General features: G+C 25.1%; 12 protein-coding genes, 3 tRNA genes and 1 other RNA gene. 9 read left to right on the top strand and 7 right to left on the bottom strand.

The window, feature by feature from the left end; translation table 4 throughout:
* The first annotated feature begins 95 nt into the window (after positions 1–95).
* The 5 genes from rpoB to QMA87_RS02275 all read left to right on the top strand — a co-directional run bounded on the left by rpoB (position 96) and on the right by QMA87_RS02275 (position 13,344).
* Positions 96–3,728 carry a DNA-directed RNA polymerase subunit beta gene (gene rpoB, locus QMA87_RS02290; RefSeq protein ID WP_283823788.1) on the top strand — a complete coding sequence of 1,211 codons (3,633 nt, stop codon included), beginning with the start codon at positions 96–98 and terminating at the stop codon, positions 3,726–3,728.
* Positions 3,728–8,110, top strand: coding sequence for a DNA-directed RNA polymerase subunit beta' (rpoC, locus tag QMA87_RS02285; RefSeq protein ID WP_283823787.1), 4,383 nt, complete (start codon positions 3,728–3,730; stop codon positions 8,108–8,110). Before rpoB ends, rpoC begins: the two co-directional genes overlap by 1 nt.
* A gap of 1,194 nt (positions 8,111–9,304) precedes the next feature.
* Positions 9,305–10,480, top strand: coding sequence for a hypothetical protein (locus QMA87_RS02280; protein WP_283823786.1), 1,176 nt, complete (start codon positions 9,305–9,307; stop codon positions 10,478–10,480).
* Positions 10,481–10,597: 117 nt separating this feature from the next.
* Positions 10,598–10,765: a helix-turn-helix domain-containing protein gene (locus QMA87_RS03235; RefSeq protein WP_369128165.1), complete on the top strand. Its 168-nt coding sequence runs from the start codon at positions 10,598–10,600 to the stop codon at positions 10,763–10,765.
* A gap of 1,241 nt (positions 10,766–12,006) precedes the next feature.
* Positions 12,007–13,344 carry a hypothetical protein gene (locus QMA87_RS02275; protein WP_283833764.1) on the top strand — a complete coding sequence of 446 codons (1,338 nt, stop codon included), beginning with the start codon at positions 12,007–12,009 and terminating at the stop codon, positions 13,342–13,344.
* 70 nt (positions 13,345–13,414) lie between these two features.
* Here the strand turns inward: QMA87_RS02275 and QMA87_RS02270 are convergent, their stop codons facing one another.
* A complete protein-coding gene (locus tag QMA87_RS02270) occupies positions 13,415–13,963 on the bottom strand; it encodes a peptide deformylase (protein ID WP_283823613.1) in 549 nt (182 codons plus the stop codon).
* Positions 13,964–14,009: 46 nt separating this feature from the next.
* On the opposite strand from QMA87_RS02270, the gene rsmD reads away from it, so the two are divergent.
* From rsmD to ssrA, 3 genes are all read left to right on the top strand, one after another.
* Positions 14,010–14,561 carry a 16S rRNA (guanine(966)-N(2))-methyltransferase RsmD gene (rsmD, locus tag QMA87_RS02265; protein ID WP_283823614.1) on the top strand — a complete coding sequence of 184 codons (552 nt, stop codon included), beginning with the start codon at positions 14,010–14,012 and terminating at the stop codon, positions 14,559–14,561.
* Complete coding sequence (locus tag QMA87_RS02260; RefSeq protein ID WP_283833763.1) at positions 14,551–15,705, top strand: hypothetical protein; 1,155 nt, start codon at positions 14,551–14,553, stop codon at positions 15,703–15,705. Before rsmD ends, QMA87_RS02260 begins: the two co-directional genes overlap by 11 nt.
* A gap of 33 nt (positions 15,706–15,738) precedes the next feature.
* Positions 15,739–16,123: a transfer-messenger RNA gene (gene ssrA, locus QMA87_RS02255) on the top strand.
* Positions 16,124–16,207: 84 nt separating this feature from the next.
* Here the strand turns inward: ssrA and QMA87_RS02250 are convergent.
* Together QMA87_RS02250 and QMA87_RS02245 are read right to left on the bottom strand one after the other, a co-directional pair.
* Positions 16,208–16,283, bottom strand: a tRNA-Lys gene (locus tag QMA87_RS02250).
* Between the two features lie 5 nt (positions 16,284–16,288).
* Positions 16,289–16,374 (bottom strand) — tRNA-Leu (locus QMA87_RS02245).
* 148 nt (positions 16,375–16,522) lie between these two features.
* Between QMA87_RS02245 and QMA87_RS02240 the strand changes: the two genes are divergently transcribed.
* On the top strand, positions 16,523–17,713 hold the full coding sequence (locus tag QMA87_RS02240) for a phosphopentomutase (protein WP_283827188.1): 1,191 nt from the start codon (positions 16,523–16,525) through the stop codon (positions 17,711–17,713).
* 27 nt (positions 17,714–17,740) lie between these two features.
* Here the strand turns inward: QMA87_RS02240 and QMA87_RS02235 are convergent, their stop codons facing one another.
* The 4 genes from QMA87_RS02235 to QMA87_RS02220 form a co-directional block, all read right to left on the bottom strand.
* Positions 17,741–19,636, bottom strand: coding sequence for a ribonuclease J (locus QMA87_RS02235; protein ID WP_283823617.1), 1,896 nt, complete (start codon positions 19,634–19,636; stop codon positions 17,741–17,743).
* Positions 19,637–19,746: 110 nt separating this feature from the next.
* Positions 19,747–19,823: transfer RNA gene (locus tag QMA87_RS02230), tRNA-Arg, on the bottom strand.
* A gap of 1,139 nt (positions 19,824–20,962) precedes the next feature.
* On the bottom strand, positions 20,963–23,653 hold the full coding sequence (locus QMA87_RS02225; protein ID WP_283833762.1) for an ATP-binding cassette domain-containing protein: 2,691 nt from the start codon (positions 23,651–23,653) through the stop codon (positions 20,963–20,965).
* On the bottom strand, positions 23,640–24,788 hold the full coding sequence (locus QMA87_RS02220; RefSeq protein WP_336619106.1) for an ABC transporter ATP-binding protein: 1,149 nt from the start codon (positions 24,786–24,788) through the stop codon (positions 23,640–23,642). The genes QMA87_RS02225 and QMA87_RS02220 overlap by 14 nt, the downstream gene beginning before the upstream one ends.
* Position 24,789 lies beyond the last annotated feature (1 nt).

The following is a 24,789-nucleotide window of genomic DNA, read 5'->3' as shown; positions in this document are numbered from 1 at the left end:
AATAATATTCTTTACATATAAAAATATATTTATGATACAATAAAAAAGCTAATTATATAATTAATTAGTTATTTTCATTTATTTAAGGAGTATTGATGCAAAATAAAAAAACAGGATTAGATTATTGTGAAAGACAATTTACTACATTTACAAAAAGAAGAGACTATGCAATTGGTAAGCAAAGTCTTCCTGTTGTAGACTTTTTAGAAATTCAAAAGAAATCATTTCAAGAATTTTTAGATACAGGGTTAGAACAAATATTTCAAGAACACTATCCAATTACTTCAACAAGTAAAAAGATAAAAATTGAATATGTTGATAATTCAGCAGTGATTAAATTTGATGGTGAAGAATCACAAAAAATCAAAGAAGCAAAACAAAAAGGTTCAACTTACGCTGCAAAGATTTACGCAAGGTTAAGAAAGCAAAATACTGAAACTGGTGAAGTTAAAGAAGAAGAAGTTCTTTTTGGTGAATTACCATTAATGACAAAAGGAGCCTCTTTTATAATTAACGGTTCAGAAAAAATTATTGTTTCTCAATTAATTAGGAGTTCTGGTGTTTATTATGGGCTTAACGTTCGTAATAAACAATCTGATGATCTTTTTAATAAGGTAGAAATTCTTCCAAGAATTGGTTCATGAATTGAAATTTCTCACCGTGTTACAGGAACAAGTGTTGATTATGTGAAAATTAAAATTGACAAAAATAAAAACTTTGTGCTTCCAACATTTTTGGGCGCATTTGGAATTACAGCATCAACAATGAGAAAACTTTTTGGAGATTCTCGAGTTTTAAATGAAACAATTAAAAAAGATAAAATTAATAATGATCAAGCTGTTGAATCTAATTACTCATCAGATGAAATTAAAGCACTTTGTCAAGAAAATATTTACCGTAACCTTAAGAAGGGTGACAGGTTTACTGAAGAAGCAGCAGCTTCATTCTTGCCAGGAATGCTTTTTAATAAAAAAAGATACACATTGCTAAAAACAGGTCGTTACATGATTAACAGAAAACTAAACTTTGTTGATCGTATTACAAACACTTATTTAGCTCAAGATATTATTGTTGAAGGTGAAGCAATATATTCAAAAAATACATTTATTACAAATAGAATTGCGCTTAAAATTCAAAAATTATTTGATACAGGCAAAATATCATTACAAAATATTCCGGATATTCAGCCTGATGTTTATGGAAAACAATTATTAGAAAAACCAGAACTTAAAGACAGAATTAAAATAGGTACACTTTTAATTTATCCTACAAAAAACTGAATGAATTCTGGAAAAGAGCCAGTTCTTGTTATTTCAACAGACCCAACAGCTGATGAACATCACTTAATTATTAGCGACATTATTGCAGCTGTAGGTTATTACTTTAATTTACTTGATGGCGTAGGGCTAGATGATGATCCAGATTCATTAATGAATAAAAGAATTATTGCAATTGGTGAATTATTATATAACCAATTTAATGTTGGATTTTCAAAACTAGTAAAAAATACACGCGAGCGTTTAAGTAGTAAAGATACTGAAAAAATTACTCCTAAAAATGTAACAAATAATAAATTAATTTACAATCAAATTAAGCAATTTTATAATACATCAAAACTTTCACAGTTTATGGATCAAATTAATCCATTGGCTGAAATTTCAAATAAAAGACGGATTACATCTTTAGGGCCTGGTGGTCTTAACCGTGAAACAGCACAATTTGAAGTTCGGGATGTTCATCCAACTCACTATGGGCGTATTTGTCCAATTGAAACACCAGAAGGACCTAATATTGGGCTTATTCTTAACTTGGCTACATACGCTAAAGTCAATGATTTTGGATTTCTAGAAACACCTTATTTTAGAGTAACAGATGGTATTGTTGATTTTGATGATGTTGTTTATTTAACAGCTAGAGAAGAAATTAACCATAAATTTATTCAATCTTCAACAAGAATTGACGAAAATAATAAAATTGTTGATGAATTTGTTATTTCAAGATGTAATGGCGATTATGTAACTACACCAAGAGAAGAAATTGACTTTATTGATGTTGATTCGAAACAAATGACATCTCTTGCCGCTAGTGCTATTCCATTTTTAGAAAATAATGATGCTAACCGGGCACTTATGGGTTCAAATATGCAGCGTCAAGCTGTCCCGTTATTAGTTGCTGAAGCGCCACTTGTTGGAACAGGTATTGAAGCTGATATAGCTAAGTATTCTTTCTCAAATGTTATTTGTCAAAGAGATGGTGAAGTTGTTTATGTTGATGGAAATCAAATTCATGTTAAGGTAGAAGAAGATAAGCCAAGAAAAAAAGGAAAAGTAGACAAATATTTTTTAAGAATATATGAAAGATCAAATCAAGGTTCTATTATTAATCAAACACCAGTTGTTAAAATTGGTCAATTAGTTTCAAAAGGAGATATTTTAGCTGATGGTCCTTCTTGTGAAAATGGGGAACTAGCACTTGGTAAAAATATTACTGTTGCATTTACTACATGACATGGGTACAATTTTGAGGATGCTGTTATTGTAAATGAACGTTTAGTTAAAGATGATGTTTATACATCAATTCATGTTGAAGAAGAAACATTATTATTTAGAAATTCAAAAGCCGGTAATGATGAATTAACAGTTGATATTCCAAATACATCAACATTTTCAAAAAGGCATTTAAATGAACAAGGTATAGTATCAATTGGTGCAGAAGTTAAACCTGGTGATATTCTTGTTGGGCGTGTTTCTCCTAAAGGTGATGAAAATCCTTCTCCAGAAGAAAAATTAGTTGCCGCTATTTTTGGTAAAAAAACAGCAAATATTAAGGATACATCTTTAAAAGTTAAAAATGGTCATTCAGGGACAGTTATTGGTGTTGAAGTTCTTTCAAGAGAAAATGGAGATACTTTAGAAGACGGCATTGAAAAAATTGTAAAAGTATGAATTGCACAAAAACGGAAAATCAAAGTAGGGGATAAAATGGCAGGTCGCCATGGTAATAAAGGGGTTGTTTCAATCGTTGTTCCCGAAGAAGATATGCCATATATGGAAGATGGAACACCAGTTGATATTATGTTAAATCCACAAGGGGTTCCTTCGCGTATGAATATTGGTCAAATTCTTGAATTACACCTTGGGCTAGCAGCAAAAAAATTAGGTGTAAAATTTGCAACTAGAGTATTTGATGGAATTTCAAAAACTCAATTATTAGATATTCTTGATGAGGCTCAATTACCAAGACATGGTAAAATGAAACTTTATGATGGAATTACAGGTGAGCCATTTGATAATTTAATTTCTGTTGGTGTTATGTATATGTTAAAACTAAGCCATATGATTGATGATAAAATGCATGCCCGTTCAATAGGACCATATTCATTAATTACTCAACAACCACTTGGAGGTAAATCTCAAATGGGTGGACAAAGATTTGGAGAAATGGAAACATGAGCTATTGAATCTTATGGAGCGACAAATGTTTTACAAGAATTATTAACATATAAATCAGATAATATTAATGGAAGAAATGATTTATATACTGCTCTTGCAAGCGGAAAAACACTTCCAAAAGCAGGTACGCCAGAATCATTTAACGTTCTTGCTTATGAATTAAGAGGTTTAGGTATTAAGCTAGAAGTTCATAGAAAAGATAAATTTATTGAAGATGAAATTACTGAAGGTAATAAACAAATTAATAGAGATGATATTGAAGGAGGTAGAGAATAATGAAACAATGACGTAAATATAGTGGATTAGATGAATCACAAATTGATAAAATTTCATTATCTCTTGCTACAAATAAGGATATTGTTGAATGATCTCATGGTGAAGTTACAAAACCTGAAACAATTAACTATAAAACTTATAAACCAGAAAAAAGCGGTTTATTTGACGAATTAATTTTTGGGCCTAAAACAGATTACAAATGTGTAATTTGTGGCAAAAAATATAAGCAATCAAATGAAAATATGATTTGTACTAATACAGAACTTTGTAGATCAGAAAGACCAGAAATTTTACCTAAAATTTCACGTCGTTCAAGAATGGGGCATATTGCTCTTGAAACACCTGTTGTACACTTTTGATTCTTTAAAATTGATCACTCAACAATATTTAAATTATTAGGATTAACAGTTGAAGGAACTCAAAAAGTTATTCCTAAGCCAACAATTGAAAATATTATTTATTATAAAACGCATATTGTTCTTGAATCAGGAGGATTAAAATCACTCCCTAAAAACACAGTAATTGAGATTAATGATGCCGCAGTTATTTATAAAAATGCATTACTTGAAATTAGAGATAAATTTGAAGACAAAAATTCAGATGAATATATTGACATTACCGAAAAACTTGAAGATTTAGTTGAATTGGCTGAGTCAAAAATTGGTAAAGATTATGGTATTGATTTCTATGAATTGAATGAAATTATAGAAGAATATTCTGATGCTAAAATTGGTACAGGTTCAAAGGCAATTGAATATTTACTTGAAAACATTAATCTTGAAGAAGAGAGAGATAAAGTAAAAAGAAAAATCAAAGTTATTGAAGACAAGATTTATAATGATGATAAAGAAAATAAATCTAAAGTTACTGAAAGAGATAGATTATATAAAAGATTATTTGTTATTAATTCATTTATTAATTCAGGTCAAAAGCCAACAAGTATGTTAATTTATAATCTTCCAGTTATTCCTGCTGATTTAAGACCTTTAATTCAACTTGATGGTGGTCGTCATTCTACATCAGATATTAATGAACTTTATAGAAGAATTATTATTAGAAATAATCGTCTTAAAAAATGAAATGAACTTGATTCTCCTAAATTAATCGTACAAAATGAACTACGTATGATTCAAGAAGCAGTTGACGCCGTTATTGATAATGCCAGAAAAACACCGAATCCTGTTATGGCTAAAGACAATAGACCTCTTAAATCTATTTCTGATGCTTTAGTTGGTAAAAAAGGTAGATTTAGACAAAACTTATTAGGTAAAAGAGTTGATTACTCTGGACGTAGTGTTATTGTTGTCGGCCCAAATTTAAAAATGCATCAAACAGGAATTCCTCGTGATATGGCAGCAAAATTATTTGAACCATGAATTATTAAAGAATTGGTATCAAAAAACGTTGTTGCATCAATTAAAACGGCCCGTAAACTTATTGAAAATAGAGAAAATGTTATTTGACCTCATGTAGAAAATGTTATTAAAAATAAATTAGTTCTTTTAAACCGTGCCCCTACATTACACCGTCTTTCAATTCAAGCATTTGAGCCAGTATTAATTAGAGGTAAAGCCATAAAACTTCATCCACTTGTAACAACAGCCTTTAATGCCGATTTTGATGGTGACCAAATGGCAGTTCACGTTCCTGTTTCTGATATTGCAATTCGCGAAGCAAGAGAATTAATGCTTGCTTCACGGAATATTCTTGGACCTAAAGATGGAGAGCCAATTATTAACCCTTCACAGGATATGTTGATTGGACTTTACTACTTAACTATGGAACAACGTGGCGCTAAGGGTGAAGGAAGATATTTTATGACATATCAAGATATGTTAAAAGCATATGAAAATAAATTTATAACATTGCATACTTTAATTGCACTTCCTGCAAAAGAAGTCAAAAAAGACAGAAAATTTAATAAACCCGGATTTATTATTTCAACAGTTGGAAGATTTATATTTAATAATTTATTTCCAAAGAATTTTGAATTTATTTTCGACAATACTCCTGCATCATTACATAATAACGATTTAGTAATGCAAACTTATTTTGCTCCCTATGGAACAAATATTAAGGAATTTATTAAGGGAATTCCTGTTTCAGGACCATTAAGCAAAAAAGAAGTTGCTAAAATTATTAGACATGCTTTTGATACTTATGATACATCAATTTCAAAAGAAGCACTTTCAAGAATTTTAAACGAAATTACACTTGATAATTACTATGAAAAAGATGTATGAGTAGAAAAATTAGCTAATATCAGAAATTTAAAAGGCGAAAAAATTAATGAACGTCATGTTGATATTTTAAAAGAGTTTATTTATAAAGAGTTTGTAAGATTAAATGATGAAAAACGTAAACAAAAATTAGATATGTTAATGTCTATAAAAGATTATGTGACAATATTAGAAAATGTTTGATTCAAATATACAAATGTAGTAGCTACAATTTTAGATGGTATGAAAGATCTTGGATTTAATTATTCAACAAAATCAGGAACATCAATTGCTATTTCAGATATTATTACCCTTCATAATAAAGAAAACTTTATTAAGGATGGAGAAAGTTATATTGAAAAGCTTAAAGAAGCTTATAATGACGGGCTTTTAACTGATGATGAAAGATATGAACTAACTATTGAAAAATGAACAAAAGTTAAAGATGAAATTCAAAAAGAATTACAAAAAATTACTTCACATCACCCTGACAATTCATTATTTATGATGATGAAATCAGGAGCTCGTGGTAAAATTTCAAACTTTGTTCAGCTTGCTGGTATGCGGGGACTTATGGCAAATAACGCCAAAACCCTTAAGGCTGATGCTGAAAATGAAAGAGTTGTTCGTTCAACAGTTGAAGTTCCAGTTAAGGCTTCATTTCTTGAAGGGCTATCAGCTTATGAATTTTATTCATCAACTCACGGGGCTCGTAAAGGTCTAACTGATACAGCGCTTAACACTGCCAAGTCAGGATATTTAACACGTCGTTTAGTTGATGTTGCTCAATCAATCGTAGTTAGAGAAGATGATTGTGGATCAGATATTGGTACACTAATTAAAAATATTATTGATACAAAAACAAATACAATTATTGTTCCTTTCAAGGAAAGAATAGAGGGAAGATTTTCTGCTCAATATTTATATGGCGAAAATGGAAAAATTATTCTTGAACCTAATCAATTAATTACAGATGAATTAGCATATTATATTTCTGATGTAATGAGAGTAAATGAATTGCAAATTAGATCAATTCTTTCATGTCATACAACAAATGGTGTATGTAAAAAATGTTTTGGTAAAGATTTAGCAACAAACAAAATTGTTTCAATTGGAGAGGCGGTTGGTATTATTGCGGCTCAATCAATTGGTGAGCCTGGTACACAGTTAACTATGCGTACATTCCATACTGGAGGGGTTGCCGATGCTGAGGATATTACAGGAGGTTTTGGTCGTTTAATTGAGTTAATTGACGCTTATGATAAACCTTGAGGGCGTCCAGCTGAAATTGCTAAGTATCCTGGTGTAATTGAATCAATTGAAGAAATCAAATCGAAAGATAACAAAAATATTGTTTCAAACAAATCTTTAATTACTATTAAATATAACGTAAATGGTGAAAGTAAATATGAAAAAATTCCATTTAGAACCAATAGAAGAATTAGAGTTAAAGTTGGTGATATCGTTAAACCTGGTCAAAAAATTATTGAAGGGCCAATTATTCTTAAAAAACTTCTTGAAGTTACAGACTCAAAAACAGTACAGAATTATTTATTAAAAGAAATTCAAAAATTATATCGTATGCAAGGTATTGCAATTAGTGATAAGTATATTGAAATTATTATTCGCCAAATGCTTTCAAAAGTATTTATTCAATACGCTGGTGATTCTAAATTTTTTGCTGGTAATTTAGTAGATATTCATGAATATGAAAAAGAAGCTGGGGAATTAATTGCTAAAAACTTAAGACCTCCATATGGTGAGCCTGTAATTAAAGGTGCTAAACAAACTCCTTTACTTTCAAGTTCATTCTTAGCAGCTGCTTCATATCAAGAAACTGCTAAAATTCTTGTTAATGCTTCAATTTCTAATCAAGTAGATACATTGCAAGGTCTAAAAGAAAATATTATTCTTGGTCATAAAATTCCTGCTGGAACTAATGCAAATTATGAACCTGAATCAAAATATGATATTAAAAACCCTGCCGAATACTTTAAAGATAAAATATTTGAAATTGCAGAAACAGAAGAAAATGAAGAAGAAGATATTGAAGATATTAATGTAGATTACTATCCAGAAAATATGCGTGAATTTATTAGCAAAATTGCTACTGAAGAGGAACAGTTGGATAGTTATATTGATGATCTTGAAGATGAGGAATAATTAAATTTAACTTGAACAGCAATGTTCAAGTTTTTTTGTTTTTAATAATTGACTGTTTTGTATAAAATGAATTTAAAAATATAATAAAATATAAAAATGAATTAAAAAAAAGAAAAGTTTAATAAGCAAAAAATATATTTAATTCTGAATAATTTAGTATTTATATCTATATATGACATAAGTGTTGCTTCATATGTTAAAAAACAACATATAGTCGATTTGACTTATCATACAATAAAACTTATTTTTTTTTAAATTCAGTAACTTATCTAATGAAAATTTAAATATAGCTTATTCAAAAAATAAGACAAACAGATGATAAAGAATAAATATAATCAGTAATTTTTCTAAAAAAATTACTACTAATTTCAAAAAGATAATAAAAACAAATATTTGTTAAAAATATAATTAATTTTAAAAATGAGACTTATAATGATAAAAAAATATTAAAATAAAAAAATTCTTGATCAATAAAGTAAATAATTTTAAAAAATTTTGAAATATTTAACATTGTATTATTAAGTGCTTTAGTAATTTTAGATTCAAATTGATTTACTTTACTTTTTTATTTTATTTAAATATAACATCTCTTTATTTAAAAAGCCAAAAGCATTTTTAATTATCTTATTTTTAATTTACTTTAAAAGAAAACTTATAAAAGCAAAAAATTTTTAGATTGATTGATAAAGCAAACAAAAGTTAAATTTTTTAAAATACCAAAAAATACATATCGCAATAAATTTTTAAAAGTAAAGAAATAACAAAAAACTAATTTAATTAATTGTTTAAAAATTATAAAAAACTTTAATAATTGACAAAATTTAAAGTCAAATATTATATTCAAATTTTCAAAAGCAATTAAAGAAATTATTAAAAACAATTTTATTTTCAAAAATATTTAAGAGTTAAAATTGCCACATAGCTTCATTTTTAAATTAATAATTTAATTTATTAATTTAAATGTTTTATTTAAATATAACAATTCAAATTAAAATAAAAATCAATAATCTAATAAATTTGATAATTGTTAGAATCTGATTCATCAATTTAATTAAAAAATAAGCATAATAAATTCATCTATTTTTAATCGAAATTTAATTTATCTATTTGAAATTAATTAATTTATTAATTTTATATTTTATAATTTTATAAATAATGTAAAAATACAAAATTTTTTTTATTGAAAGAAGATTTATGAACAAAAAATTTAGAATGTTATTAGCAGCTATTAGTATTCCAATTATTATTTTTTCATTAATTTCGGTAAAAGATTCAGAAAAAGAATTTTCTATTTATTATGTTGAAACTGATAATATTTATACTAATAATTTAACAAGAAATTACATAACAAATAAAAATACAATTTTGAATATTCCTAAAACTAAAGAAGGTTATATTTTTGTTAATTGAGTAGATAAAAAATATAAATTTCCTTTAGAATATATATCTTCTTTAGAAACTGGTGACATTATTTTAAAACCTAATCTTATAAAAGAATATCAAGAGTTTGGAGAAGCGAAAAGAAACTTTTTGTCCTTAAAAACAAAAAATCAAAATTTATTAAAATTATTAGAAGAAATTAACCTTACTTATGGATATGAAAAATTAAAATTGCAAAAAGAATTTACGAAAGAATTTAATAATAATAAATTGAATGAGGAAAATATAATTGAAAATATTGATTTAGAAAAAGAGTTTTTTGAAGAAAATATTAAAAGCCACTTACAAGGTTTCGTTTCTAATACAGAAACTTTTTCAGAAACAAGATTGCGATTATTGGAAATTCAAAAACCAAGAAATTCTGGATTCTTATTTAATCTTTTTTCTAATTTTGGTTTCAAAGAATATTTAATAGGAGGGTTTATTTCATTATTTGGATTAGGAACTCTTGCTGGTGCTGGATATGGAATATATAAGGGTATCGAAGCAAGAAATAAAAAATTATTAGATGAGTCAAAAAATTATAAATTAATACTTGAAGTTGAAAAAGAAGAATATAAAAATAAAAATTGATCACTATATGCGTTCGGAGAAGGTTTAGGAAGTAATATAATAGGGTCGTTTGATCCAAATTTTACATTTAATAAAAATATAAATGATAAATTTACAAATGAAGGAAGCGGTAAATTTAGTATCAGAATCGAAAATGTAAAAGATCCTTCAAAAGTAAATATAACTTTAAAAATATCTAATACAGGTGCAAAAAACCAAACAAATTCTTTTTATTTGAAATATAATGAAAAAAATAATGAGAAAGTATACTTATTAAGCGATTATTATAATATTATAAATGAAAATGGCAGAAATAAGGCTGTTGATAATCCAAACAAAACTCCATTAGGAACAATCACACTAATAAAAGTTATTTAAAAAACAGTGAAATTTATTTCACTATTCGCCAAATTGCAATTTTAAATGTGAAGCATTTAAGATTTTTTACTCTAAGAACAAAAAAGCAACCCTATATTTGTAATTTAGGGAAATTATATAATTTTTATAACAAAAAATATTTCCGCTTTAAAAAAAGAAGATTTTTGTTCAAAATCATTAGAAAATAATGTAAGTATACGTTCTATTTCTAGAACAATAGGGAAAAGCCCTTCTACAATATCGAGAAGAATTAAAAGAAATTCAAACTTTTTTAATAATTATTAATTTAATGCCGTTGACAAAAAAGCAATTAAACGCCATCTTCATAAATATATGGTTCGTTTTTCAGTTAATTTCAAATTTTAATCTTTTAGTAGCTATTCAAAAATAGATATAATAAAAATATTTTGAAATTAAAGCAACTTATATTAAATTTAAAAAAATATCAGATATTAAAGTGTTACTATTAAGAACAATTTTTAATTAAATTAAAATAAATTCTTAAGTTTTAACAAAAAGAAATAGATTAATAAGCTATTATGAAAAGGCGAAAAACGCTACGCTTTAGTTTTAAAAATAATACTCACAAGTGCTGATTTTGTATTTTCTATCTAAATAAGATCTAAAAAAATTAAAACTAAAAATAGAATAAGGTAATTAAGAAATTGATTTGGTGCTTCGCAAAAAAAACATCAAAATATGAAATGCGTTAATATTAATAAAAAAACAAGAGTAGGATTTACAACGTTTGTTATCTTAAAATCACGACATAAAAATAAAATAACTTATTACAAAGCGCAATCTTATTGTTGAATTTATAACAATTTACAATGAAATAAAATTTAAAAAAATAAGTATTTTAGCAAAATAATTGGATATAAGAATATCTAATGAAAATTAAAATGATCTAATTAGAAAATAATTTAAAAAAATACAATTTCAATTTAACTACTGAATTTAAACTATTAAAAGTTGTAAGTAAAATTAATAGCATGTATCAAAATATTTTTAATTGAAAATCATTTTAAAAGTTATTTTTATTAGAAAATCAAAAATAAAAATAATTCATTTTTTTATTTATTAGATATATTCAAAAATCTGTTTTATATTAATCTCAAATTAATTTGAATATTTTTTATTATTTCTTGTTTATTTTTACAACAATTTATTTAATCATTTTTGATTAAAATATATAATAAAAAAATCAAGCACATAAATGTTATGCTTAAAATTTCTTTTTGAACTTGAACAGCAATGTTCAAGTTTTTTATTAAAAATGACTAATTGCTTGTTATGCACAAAACAATATAATTTACTTCATTATTTATTGTAAAACCAACAACAAATAATTGAAGTTTTATTAAAAATTAACAAAACAAAAATATGTAATTTAATAATATTTATGTATCAAAACAATCTAATATTTATAAATTCTTAAATATTTTTTTATTAATTTTTTTTAATAGTATAATGTTAATTTATTTTTTTAAAAGTGTAAATTTTGCGCCTTTATTTGAAAGGATATTATGATCAAAAAACATAAATTAGCATTTCTTTTTTCAAGTGTAATAGGATTATCGACTACTATTGTTAGTTGTAATTTAAATATAAATAAAAAAGAAGTGCAAAAAGAAATTAGCAAGAAACTAATTAATCAAGAAAAAAATAAGTTTAAATTTAATAATAAGCAAGATTTAATTTTTGGTCTAATAAAAGATAATCAACAATTAAATAATTTTTCAATCATTGATTCAAATTTAGTAGAAAAAAATAATTTTGAAAATATTGAAGAAGAAAAAGAAAAAAAATCTGATATTAATGCAATTTTAAAAACTAAAAATATATTTACAATTTGAAAGAAAAAAGCAAAACAAACACTAAGAAAAAAAGAATTAGAAGCAGCTAATAAAAAGAAAAATGCTTATATTATAGCGGGTTCAACAATTTCAGCACTTTTAGTAGCGGGAGGTGTTATTGGGGCCGGTATATATTTATTTAAGTATAATAGAGATCCATTACACAAAACTAAAGCTTATTTTACTGATCTTGCTTTTAAAACATATTTAAAATATAAAAACATTAATGTAGATTTTAAAGATTCATTTAAAAATTTAATTTTTTATTTATATAAAGAAAATGATTATGAAAATAAAAAACTTATTGATTTTTTATTAGGAAAAGCAAAAGAAATTATTTTTGATAAAGAAAAAATTGAAAACATTATAAGTAAAGATGAAATAGAAGGATGAGCAAAAGATTTTGGCAAAAATGGGGAATTAGATATTAAAAATAATCCGATATCATATTTGCTTCAAATACTTGAAGATGATAATGGCGGAACAATTTTAGAAGAGTTTTTAAAATTGTTAAAAAAAGTTTCAGATGAAAAAGATAAATTCAAAACCTTCCCCGAGTTTAGTGATATTGATATGTTTTTTGTAAACTCAAATAATAATAAAAATCTTTTACCACAAATAACAACATTTTTTTCAGGCTCAAATACAATAAAAAAAGTTGTAGATATGATAATAGGAAATGGAAAAAACATTTTTAATAATGAAAAAAAAGGGTTTTTAACTATATTTGAAAAACTTATTACTGTTTTAAGAGATAAAATTAATAAAAATAAAGATAAATATAATGATAAACTAGACACTTTGTATAATTTTCTTTTTAATATAGTAAAATGATTTTCTGAAAAAAACGAATTATATATATCAATTCCAAATCTATGAGGATTAGGTAATATATTAAGTTGAGGGTGAGGATTATTATCTAACGGAAATGGTAATAAACTTAAAATTACTGATATTATTACGCCTGATACAATAAAAAATTGAATTGAAAACAATTATGACAACTAATTATTGTGTTTTTAAAACGCATATAAAATAAAAAATAATAAAAATAGCAAAATTTATTTCGCTATTTTTATTATATCAATTCAGAATTTTTAGGTTTATAAAAAGGATCTTTACGATTTATTCTATCAATAAATAACATACCATTTAAGTGATCCATTTCATGCCCAGCAACAATTGCAGCATAACCACTTAAATCATGCGTCACATCTTTTTTTGTAAGATATGAATATCCTTTTAGAATAACCCTAGCAGGTCGATAAATATAACCTTCTTGATTAGGCCATTTTTCATTTACTGACAAGCAGCCTTCCCCTGTATTTAGTGCCAACTTATAATCACTATATGCTTCAAAATAAGGATTTATCATTAAATCTTCGACAATAATTTTTCCATCATTATCAGGAACTCTAAAATAAAACATTTTTTTAGGAATTCCATATTGAATTGCTGCAACTCCAACAGCAGCACGAAACTGACTTCCTTCTTTTTGCGAATCTGTAACATGTCAAATCATTTTTTCTGCTAATTCAATGTCTTCAACAGATAAAGGAAGTGGCACATCCTTGCTTTTTTCTCTTAAAATCTTTTCTGGTAATTCAACTAATTTTACTTTAAACATAATAATTATTATATATTAATATAATTAATATACTATTATATATATTATGATAAAAATTATTTCAGGCGAGTTAAGGCATAGAAAATTAATCAGCCATATTAATAAAAAAATAAGACCAACACAGCATAGAATTAGAGAAGCAATTTTTAATTATTTAAGATTTAATGAAAATAAAAAAAGATTTTTAGATCTTTTTGCTGGAACTGGTGCTATGGGAATAGAAGCTGTTAGTAATGGTTATGAATTTGTTGATTTTGTTGAAAAAGGCACAGATATTTGTAATGTTATAAAACAAAATATTGATCTTTTAAAACTCAAAAACGTTAATTTATTTTGTAAAGATTTTCTTGATTATTTATATTTAACTACTGAAACATACTCAGTAATTTTTATTGACCCCCCTTATGATGATATATCCGCTTATAATAAGAGTTTAAATATTATTAAGAATAGATCTATTCTTGAACCTGAAGGGATTGTTATAGTAGAAACAAGAAGAAAGAAAGATATTAACTTAGATGGTTATGAAATTCTTTCAGAAAAAAATTATGGACTTACTACAATATTCTACTTAACAAAATCATTTAATGAAATCTAGCAATATTAAAATAGTTTTATTAATAATATTAGCAAGCGCAGTTATATTGCTATTTTTTTTCATATCAATAAATATATATTTAAATAAATATATACAAAAAAGCCAAATAAAAAGCAATAAAGATATTTTAAGGCTAAAAATTATCAATAAACATTGCGGCCTTATTTATAATGAATTATTAATTTCTGAAAAAAATACAAGTTTAATTTTTACTTATAGCAAACAAGCCAATGAGTTAAGTAATGAATTAGAAAAATATTTATGACTTATAAATAATAAGAATTTAAATAATTTTAGATTGTTTTGAGCATGCAAAAAAATATTTGAATTTAAAAAACTTGAAAAAAATATTAATAATTTTATAAATAAATTTGAAGTTGAATTTGATTGGCTTTTAATGCAAGTAAGTCAATTTTCAAACAATTTATTTAAAAATAAAAAAATATTAAGTTTGATATCAGAGTTTGTAGAAACAAAAAAATTTATAAGAATAAATTATTTCAAAAATGAAATTAACTCATTATATTCTCAATTAAATTTTATTGAAAGTGAACATACAAATTTTAAACATAAAAATGAAGAAATACTTTTCATTAACAAGAAAATAAAATTTCTTATTAATGAAATTAATTGATGTGATGAGTATGAGAAATTTTTATTTGAATCATTAAAAATAGAAGCTGACAAACTATTAAAAGAAGTAATTCCTTATTCAAAAATATATATACTTTTAAATAACTTTAAAAAAACTTTAGAAAATAAAAAAACCGATTTTAAGGAACAACATTTAAGTAAATTAAAAGATATTTCGGCTAACTTAGTTAAAAATTTAAATGAAATTAAGTTGATGTTATATATTGAAAAAAGAGCAAAAAAAATTGTAGAACAAATTAATTGATTTGAAGTATATAAGGAAGCGAAAGAAAATATATCATTATTTTTATATAAAATTAAACACGAGAATATTAATATTGACAAAAAATTTATTAAAAAAATTGACTCTGATTTTAAAGTTATTAAAAATATAAATTTATATTTAAAAGAAAATTCACTTTCATTTTCAGATAGATTACTTAATATTAAAAAGGCGTTTAAACATATTAATGAAATTAAAATAGTATTAGATAGTTTTAGTGATGAATAAGTAATTATAATATAATTATAATATACTTTTTTTGGGGATGTAATGGTTTCGACGTATATTAGGTATGTAATTAAGGCAGTAGTCTGCAGACTATAAGGCACTAGGCATTCCTAAATGGAACAGAAGAAAACAAAGAGTTTAAATACTCAAAATTAATGATCGCAAATAGCGGTTATGCAAATCTTGCTTTCGTTTAATTGATAGCAAGTTATTAGTTTATAATTCTCGAATAAATTAATAGGGTTAGAGATCGTTAATTAGTATATTTAGTGTCACTAATTAATTAAATTACACTGACTATTATTATTTGAATTGTTTATTTGTCAATAATAATTAGTAAAATTGAAATAAACTAAACTGTAGAATTAATTATAATATTTTTATGCGGACCCGGGTTCGACTCCCGGCATCTCCACCATACCAGAGCGACGCTCTGATTTTTTTTTTAAAAAAACTATAAAAAAATCTAACCAAAGTTAGATTTAAGGCTGCTTTTGCAATATGGTACGTCTTAGAGGATTCGAACCTCTGACCCAATGGTTAAAAGCCATTTGCTCTACCTGCTGAGCTAAAGACGCATCTATGGTGCCTAAGACTGGACTTGAACCAGCACAGAGTAACCTCCGAGGGATTTTAAGTCCCTTGCGTCTACCATTCCGCCACTTAGGCTATTAGCTATATTATTATATAAACAATTTTTTTATTTCAATAAAAATTTTTAATTTTTTTAAAGCATTTCCTTTAAAAACTTATCATAATTATCTTATTAACAATTAATAATAAAACATATTATAATTTTAATACATAAGGAGAAGAAATGCAAAAATTTAATCGTATTATTATGATTGTTACTGATTCATTAGGAATTGGGCCTGATAAAGACCAAAAGAAATTTGGTGATGAAGGAGCTAATACACTATATTCAGCTTCAAAAGACGAAAACTTTAAAATTAAAACATGAAGGGATATGGGTATTGCTAATATCGCGAAAATTCATAATGTTATGCCTGTTAAAAATCCAATCGCTTATGTAGCAAAAATCCAAGAAGTTTCAAATGCTAAAGATACATTAGCAGGTCATTGAGAAATGATGGGAATTAAAACTGAAGTTCCATTTCCAACATTTTTTGAAAACGGATTTCCTCAAGAATTAATTAATGAGCTTTCAAAAGCATTTGACGGAAGAAAAATTGTTGGTAATAAAAGCGCTTCAGGAACTACAATTATTGATGAATTAGCTCATGAAGAAAAAGAAAATGGTTCAATTATTGTTTATACTTCATTCGATTCAGTTTTACAAATATGTGCTCATGAAGAATGAACAGGATTAGACAATCTATATAGATATGCGAAGGAAGCAAGAAGAATATGTTCTTCAAGACCAGAATGAAATGTTGGTAGAATTATTGCTAGACCATATATTGGTGAAAAAGGAAACTATACAAGAACATTTAATAGACATGATTATGCGAATACACCAGACACTACAATTTTAAATAAATTGCAAGAAAAAGGTATTAAAGTTATTTCAGTAGGTAAAATTAATGATATTTATGTAGGCAGCGGAATTGATGAAAAATACCCTACAAAATCAGATGCTGAAAATATGGATCAAACAATTGAATTAGTAATGAAAAATACAAGCAATGAATTTATATTTACTAATTTAGTTCAGTTTGATAGTCACTATGGACATAGAAGAAATATTTCAGGATATGCCGAAAACATTTCTACATTTGATATTAAATTAGGAAAATTAATTAATGCTATGAAAGAAAATGATTTATTAATTGTTACTTCTGATCATGGCAATGATCCTTCTTATCCAGGATTTAATCATACAAGAGAATTTTTACCATTAACTGTATATTCAAAAATGTTTAAACATCCTAAAGCTTTTGATAGACCACTTGTAGGTCTTGGCACAACAGGTAATATCGTTGCAAGAAACTTTGGCATTGACCCAATTGAAACTACTGGCGAAGATATTTATGATCAATTAATATAATATAAAAACACAGCGCCTGCTGTGTTTTTATATATCGTCTTCATCATATTCATGAAGATCTCTTAAATCCTCTTCATCTTCATCATCAAAATCGCCATCAGGATTATCATAAATCATTTCTTGCTTTAATGACGCGAGAATTTTTTGTTGTGCAGCAGAAAAAGTTTTAACAGCTTTTTCTTTTTCAATAACTTTTTCTTTTCCTTTTTCAATTAGTTCTACAGATAATTGATTAATTTCTTCACTAATTTCATTTTCAGTAAACAAAATAACCGGAACTATAATTGGATTTCTTCTTTTTTGTTTATAGAAGAAAGCTTGCAATCTTTGAATTATTAATGCTTTTAACTTAATGACATCTCAATCGTTTGTATTTTTAATTGTATATAAAACGGCTCCATGAGCAATTTTTTTAGCCTCATTAATAACATCTTCATTATTTTTAGTATAAAATGTTCCTCTAGAAACTAAGCTTGGTTTTCCAACAATACTATTATTTTTTTTATCAATTGATAAAATAATATAAACGAATCCATTATTACCAAGTCTATGTCTTTCATTTAATACTTTAGAATCTGATTCTAATGCTGTATTACCATCAATATAAATTGGCCCCACATTAATTCTTTCATTATCTGCTTCCATTAAATTATTATTAATCATGTAGAATGGAACTCCTAGTTTAGGTATCATCACATTCTTTTTATTAACTCCGTTATTAACGGCGGATTCACCATGAACAACAGACATACGATATTCACCGTGGTAAGGCAAAAAGTATTTTGGTTTTGTTAATTGGAATATTTTAGCATGTTCATCTTTATAAGCGTGACCTGAAGTATGTAAATAACCATCTACGCCATTTTCTTTAACAATTGCACCCAATTTACATAATTTATTAATTAAAAGTTCAATCTTAATTCTGTTACCAGGAATTGGTGAACTTGAAAATAAAATTAAATCTTTATTTTTTATTTGAACTTGTGGATGTTTATTATTTGACATTTTAGCTAAAGCAGCTAATTCTTCACCTTGTGAACCAGTAGTAATAATTAATAATTCATTGTCATTATAATCATTAATTTGTTTTTTATTAATAAATAAATCATCTGGAACATCAATATAATTTAGTTTTCTACCAATATCAACACTATTAACCATTGAACGACCAAAAATACAAATTTTCTTCTTAAGTTTAATACCAAGATTAATTATTGCTTTCATTCTTGTTAGGTTTGAAGCAAAAGCAGTAACAATAATTTTCTTTTCAGCAGATCTCATGTATTTTTCTATATCAAATAAAATGTCCAATTCGCTAGGCGAATGATACGGTCTCATAGCATTTGTTGAATCAGATAAAAGAACAGTCAAACCTTCATCGCCTATTTGTTTTAATTTTGTAAAATCTGTCAAATTACCAATAGGACGATAATCAAACCTAAAGTCACCAGTACACATAATTGAACCGTTTTCAGTAGTTAATCTAATTCCAAACGCATCTGGAATTGAATGTTGAGCAGTTCAAACATCTATTCGGAAAGGGCCTAAATTAAAGTCAGTATTTTTGTCCAATTCAATAAATTCAATTTCTCTTCTAATTCCATGCTCTTGCATTTTCAGTTTTAAGTAAGATATTGCTATTCTTGGAGCAATAATTCTATTAATTGATGTTTGTTTTAAAGCGTAAACAACGCCACCAATATGATCCTCATGTCCATGAGTAATAATTATTCCTAGTGGTTTCTTGCCAGGTGTATTCAAATAAGAATAATCAGGGATAATACCCTTTACTCCTGTAGAAAACATGTCAGCAAATTTAATACCAGCATCTATTAGTAGAATATTATCTTCTTGTTCTACTAATAATGTAGCTTTACCAATCTCCTGAACACCACCTAATGCAACGATTTTAGTTGGTTTCATTTTTCTCCTTATATATTATTAACTTTAAGCAATTAAATATTATTTTATAAAAATAATATATATAAAAGTATATACTATATCGCCACATTACTTTAAAAAGTATAAAAAAATGGCGATCACGAGAGGATTCGAACCTCTGACCACAAGCTTAGAAGGCTCGTGCTCTGTCCTGCTGAGCTACGCGACCATTTATAATAAATATTATATAACTTTTTTACAAAAAAATAAAAATTTATTTAATAATTACTTTACGAAAATAATAAATAAAAATAATAATATACACATTAAAAGTTTGAAAAAAAACTTGAAGTAATATTATTTCAAGTTCTAAAAAAATGATAAATTGCTGTTAGCGATTTTTATAAAAATTAAAAAAATATTTAAAACAATTTTAGAAAATTTTAAAGATTTTTACATTTGACGCAGTGCTTGAAATAAATAATAAAAAATAACTTTATTAAAATTTAATAAAAAATCATTTTTTAATAATATTGAAAGCATAACTAATAACCAATCAATTACTTGTAAAAATTATGATGCTTTTAAAAACTTTATTAGTAGTGCAAAGAAAGAAAAAGATAGATTGTACATGTGCTAATTATGATGTAATTTACATCGATTTTCCTTTAATACTAAATCAGCAAAAAATAATGGCAATATAATAACTAATAATAAAAAATATTTTGGTAAACAAATTTGTTTATTAATATAAATTTAGCTGCAATGACTGACTAAATATTTTGAACGAAAGATTTTAATTATCTAGAAAACTTCTTAAAAAAGATAGAGTTATTTTTATTTTTATAGATGATTCTTAACAAATATATTTAAAAGTTTTAATAAATAAAATTTTAAAAAAAGAAAATTTTGTTATTCCAGTTTAAAATTAGCAATATTTATAAATGAATTATTAAATTTAGAAAAAGTTAATTAGCTAAAAAATTAAATAAGTTAGCACAAGCTTTATAATTGAAATTAAAAATTAATTAAAACCACAAATACGCGAATGCTGCAGTTGTGGTTTTATTCATTAATATTATTTTTTAACTTTTATAATAAAAAATAAAAACAAAATACAAAGCAAAAATTTATATTTAAGTTTTTAACAATTTATTATTCATATTTTTATTAGTTTTTCTATACCTTAAAATCAGTTTGTTTTTAAAACAAAAACCAAGCACAAAATTATTATAGTACTTAAAAAATATAAGCAAGCATATTCAGTTAATAAGCAAAAACTTATTAAATGTTTTAAAAAAACTAAAGCCGAATATACTAGAGCAGAAAAAATTTAATATAAAATTATATTGCTTTAGCTGAAGTTGCTTAGCGTTTTTTATTTGTTCACTTAATAAATTGTGCATCCGTTCCATAAACAAAATGTTCTTCGTCATATTTGTGAACAGAAGGAATGTTATAAAAATTTTGTTCTGAAAGATAATCTAAAACAAAAGAAATATTTTCAAACTTTTTATCAGCATTTGAAATTTTAGGTATTGCTTTAAATAGGTTTTTTGTATATGGATGAATTGGATTTTCATATATTTTATTTGTTTTTCCTGATTCAACAACTTTACCAAGATGCATAATTAAAATTCTATCAGCAATGTATTCAACCATTGAAAGGTCATGAGCTATAAATATTAATCCAATATTTTTTTGTTCACATAAATCTTTTAATAAGTTAATAATTTGCGCCTGAATAGAGATATCTAAAGAAGCAATAGGTTCATCAGCAACAATAATACTTGGGTCAGAAATTAATGCTCTAGCAATAACAATTCTTTGTCTTTGTCCACCACTGAATTCATGAGGATATCTATAAGCAAATTGTTTTAAAAGACCAACATCTTCAAGGGCCTTATAAATTTTATTTTTAGTTAATAAGTTACTTATTTTGCTTTTGGCAATAAAGTAAATTAAGTAATGTTGAATATTTCTATATAAATCAGAATTTTTAAATAATTTTGAAAGAAGAGTTTCATTAATACCCATTAAAATATTTAATTTTTTAATATCTTTATTTAAGTATTTAACCTCAACATTAAATGATTCAAGAGTTTCTTGCTTTTCTTTTAACATTGTCATAAATTTATTAATTTCAAATTTAATATCTTTTTTTGATTTTCCAATTGTTATACTATATTCTCTAAATTTATCTAATGCCTCTTTATATTTAATTTCAAATAATTTATTTACTTCAGATTGTTCAGCTTTTAATGATAAATATAAATCATTTTCTTTTTTAATTTCATCATCAAGTTTAGAATTAATTTCAATATTTTGTTGAATATATTTTTTAATTTCCTCTTTATTTTCAGCTTTTGCTTTAGCCAATTTGTTGGCAGCCTCTTTAAGATCAAAACTTGATTTAACATTTAAATTTAATGAATTAAAGTATTCTGTCTTTTCCTTTTTAATTTGTTGATAAATTAGTTTATGATTTGAATCATTTAACTGCGATTTTAATTCAGTAATTTTTGTTTTATAAACTTCTTTTTTAAGTCTATAAGCAGATTTTTCTTTTTCATTAAATTTAGCTAATGCAGCTTTTAATTGAATTTTAGTTTCTTTAATTTCAAGTTTAAGTTTTTCTATAATCATTCATCTATTAGGATCTTCATTTGAAGAAAGCAAATCATCTTTTTTGTCAATTAATTTATTAATTTTAACTAAAAATGTTTCTAATAGTAAAGCTTTTTCTTTACTCATTCCAGAAATTTTCTTTTCAATATCAAGTTCTCTTTTAAATTTTGCAACATTGTGCTTAATTTTGGTTTTTTCTTTATTAGCCTCTTTATGTTGTTTTTGAGAAAGCTTTAAATATTTTGAATAATTAAAATCATATTTTTCTTGAATAATACTTGAAACTTCCTTTTTGTGTTTTAAAACAAATGAGAAATTCAACTCTTTTTCGGTAAATTCAGCATTATAAAGTTTTATATTATCTACTAATTCAGTAATTTGATCAATTGTTAAGTATCTTAATTCTTTTGAAATAGCTTTAATTAAAGTGTGCGATTTTTTAATTAAAAGAATATTTTTTTCTAATAAAGCAAATTCATCTAAATTATGAGTCAACCCTTTAGAAATTTCTTTAAGTCTTAACTCGGATTCAAATTCATTGATGTAGTTATTAAAAGCATTTTTATTATTTAAAATTAATTCATTAATTTCACTAATTTTGTCATTTTTTTCTTTTATTTTGTTACCTAATTTCGTTTCTAATAAATGACCCTTTTCAGTAATTTTTCTTAATGCTTTTACATTTTCATAATTATTAATTGCCTTTTTAAGTTCGATTTCATCAACATCAACATTATTATTTCTATAATCTTGTTGATATTTAAAATAAATTTTAAGCATATTATCAAAATTTGTATAAATTTTATCAACAATAAAAGATTCCATTTCTTGCTTTTTTTCTAAATAAGAAAGTAATATTTCAACATTTTGTTTAATATCAGCACCTGATTCAATTTCAAGTTCATTAATCATTTTGTGATATTTTTTAAAAAAAAGAATTGCAGTTTCATTAATAGCTTTCAAGTTTGAAAGTTTGAGTTTTTTATACTCTTTTTCAAATGAATATCTAAAGTTTGTTTTAATAATTTTTCAATCTTGAAGAAGATCATTAATGCGATCTTTAATCATGCCATTAACAATTAAAGGTTCTTCTAAAATTGAATAAACAGTTTTTTGACCATTAAGTGATGCATGAGGATCTTGAAAAATCATTTGAATACTTCTTCTTAAAAATTTTTCTCTTGCTTTTGTTAATTTTTTACCTGAAATAATTTTGTCATTTAAAGTAATGAATCCATTGTAATCTTCATATAGTCGAATAAGAGTTCTACCTACAGTTGTTTTACCTGAACCAGACTCACCAATAATTCCTAAAATTTCTCCAGCTTTAAGATTAAAAGTTAAATCATCAACAGCCTTATTAACAAACCCCCTATTAACAAAATATTTTTTTAAATTTTTTACCTTTAGTATTTCTTTACTTTTTTCCATCAAAAACCTCTTTAAAACTTTCTATTCTTCTTTTTAGCTCATCATTTAATTGTACTTCTGGAGCGCCCGGGGCCAACAATCATGTGGCCGCATAGTGCGTTTTTGTTACTTTAATTAATTCCGGTTCCTTAATAAAATCTAATTCTAAAGCATAATCATTTCTAGGTGCAAATGGATCGCCTGAAGGGAGGTTGGCCATATCAGGTGGATTACCTTTAATTGTGTATAATCTTTCATCTTCATCTTCAGGTATTGCTGAAATAAGAGCTCATGTATATGGATGTTTTGGATCAGTAAAAATTTCTTCTTTTAATCCTCTTTCAACAATTCTTCCAGCATACATAACATAAACATAATCACAAAACTTAGCAATAACTGAAATATTATGCGAAATCATAATAATTGAAATGTTAAAATCTTTTCTAATTTTTTCAAATAAAGCAAGTACTGATGCTTGAACAGTAGGATCAAGAGCAGTAGTTGGTTCATCGGCAATAATTAATTCTGGTTTTAAAGCTACAACCATAGCAATAACTATACGTTGTTTCATACCACCAGATAATGTATGTGGATATCTATAAAATAAGTCTTCAGCATTTTGTAGACCAAATTTTTTCATTAAATCAATTAAATATTCATATTTTTGTGTAAATGATCTATCTTTTCACTCAATATTATTATTTAATGCATCTAATAATTGTTTTCCAACCTTTCTTGTTGGGTTTAATGAAGTAAGTGGATCTTGAGGAATATAACCAATTTTACTTCCTCTAATTGCTTGTCATTGTTTATCAAATTTTAATTTTGATAAATCATATTTAGAAATTCTAAATGTATCTGTTTGAATAATTGCATTTTCATTAATATTTAATAAAGATTTTGAAGTAACTGTTTTACCTGAACCTGATTCGCCTACAAGTCCAACAATCTCCCCTCTTTTAAGTTTTAAATCAACTCCTCTAACAATATTTATCACTTTCTTTTTAGAAGTTCTAAAAGAAACTCTTAAGTTTTTAACTTCTAATAAACCAGAAGAATTATCTTCTGTTTCAATGCTTTTTAAAACAGATGAAACAGGCATAAATTTTTGTTTAATTTCTTGAATTAATTCTTTAAATCAGTTTTGTTTTTTCATA

Origin of the sequence: Mycoplasma phocimorsus, assembly GCF_030077875.1 — a bacterium.
Classification (GTDB): domain Bacteria; phylum Bacillota_I; class Bacilli_A; order Mycoplasmatales; family Metamycoplasmataceae; genus Mycoplasma_H; species Mycoplasma_H phocimorsus.
Note: the sequence above shows the minus strand (reverse complement) of the source record. Positions and strands in the feature narration are given on the sequence as shown.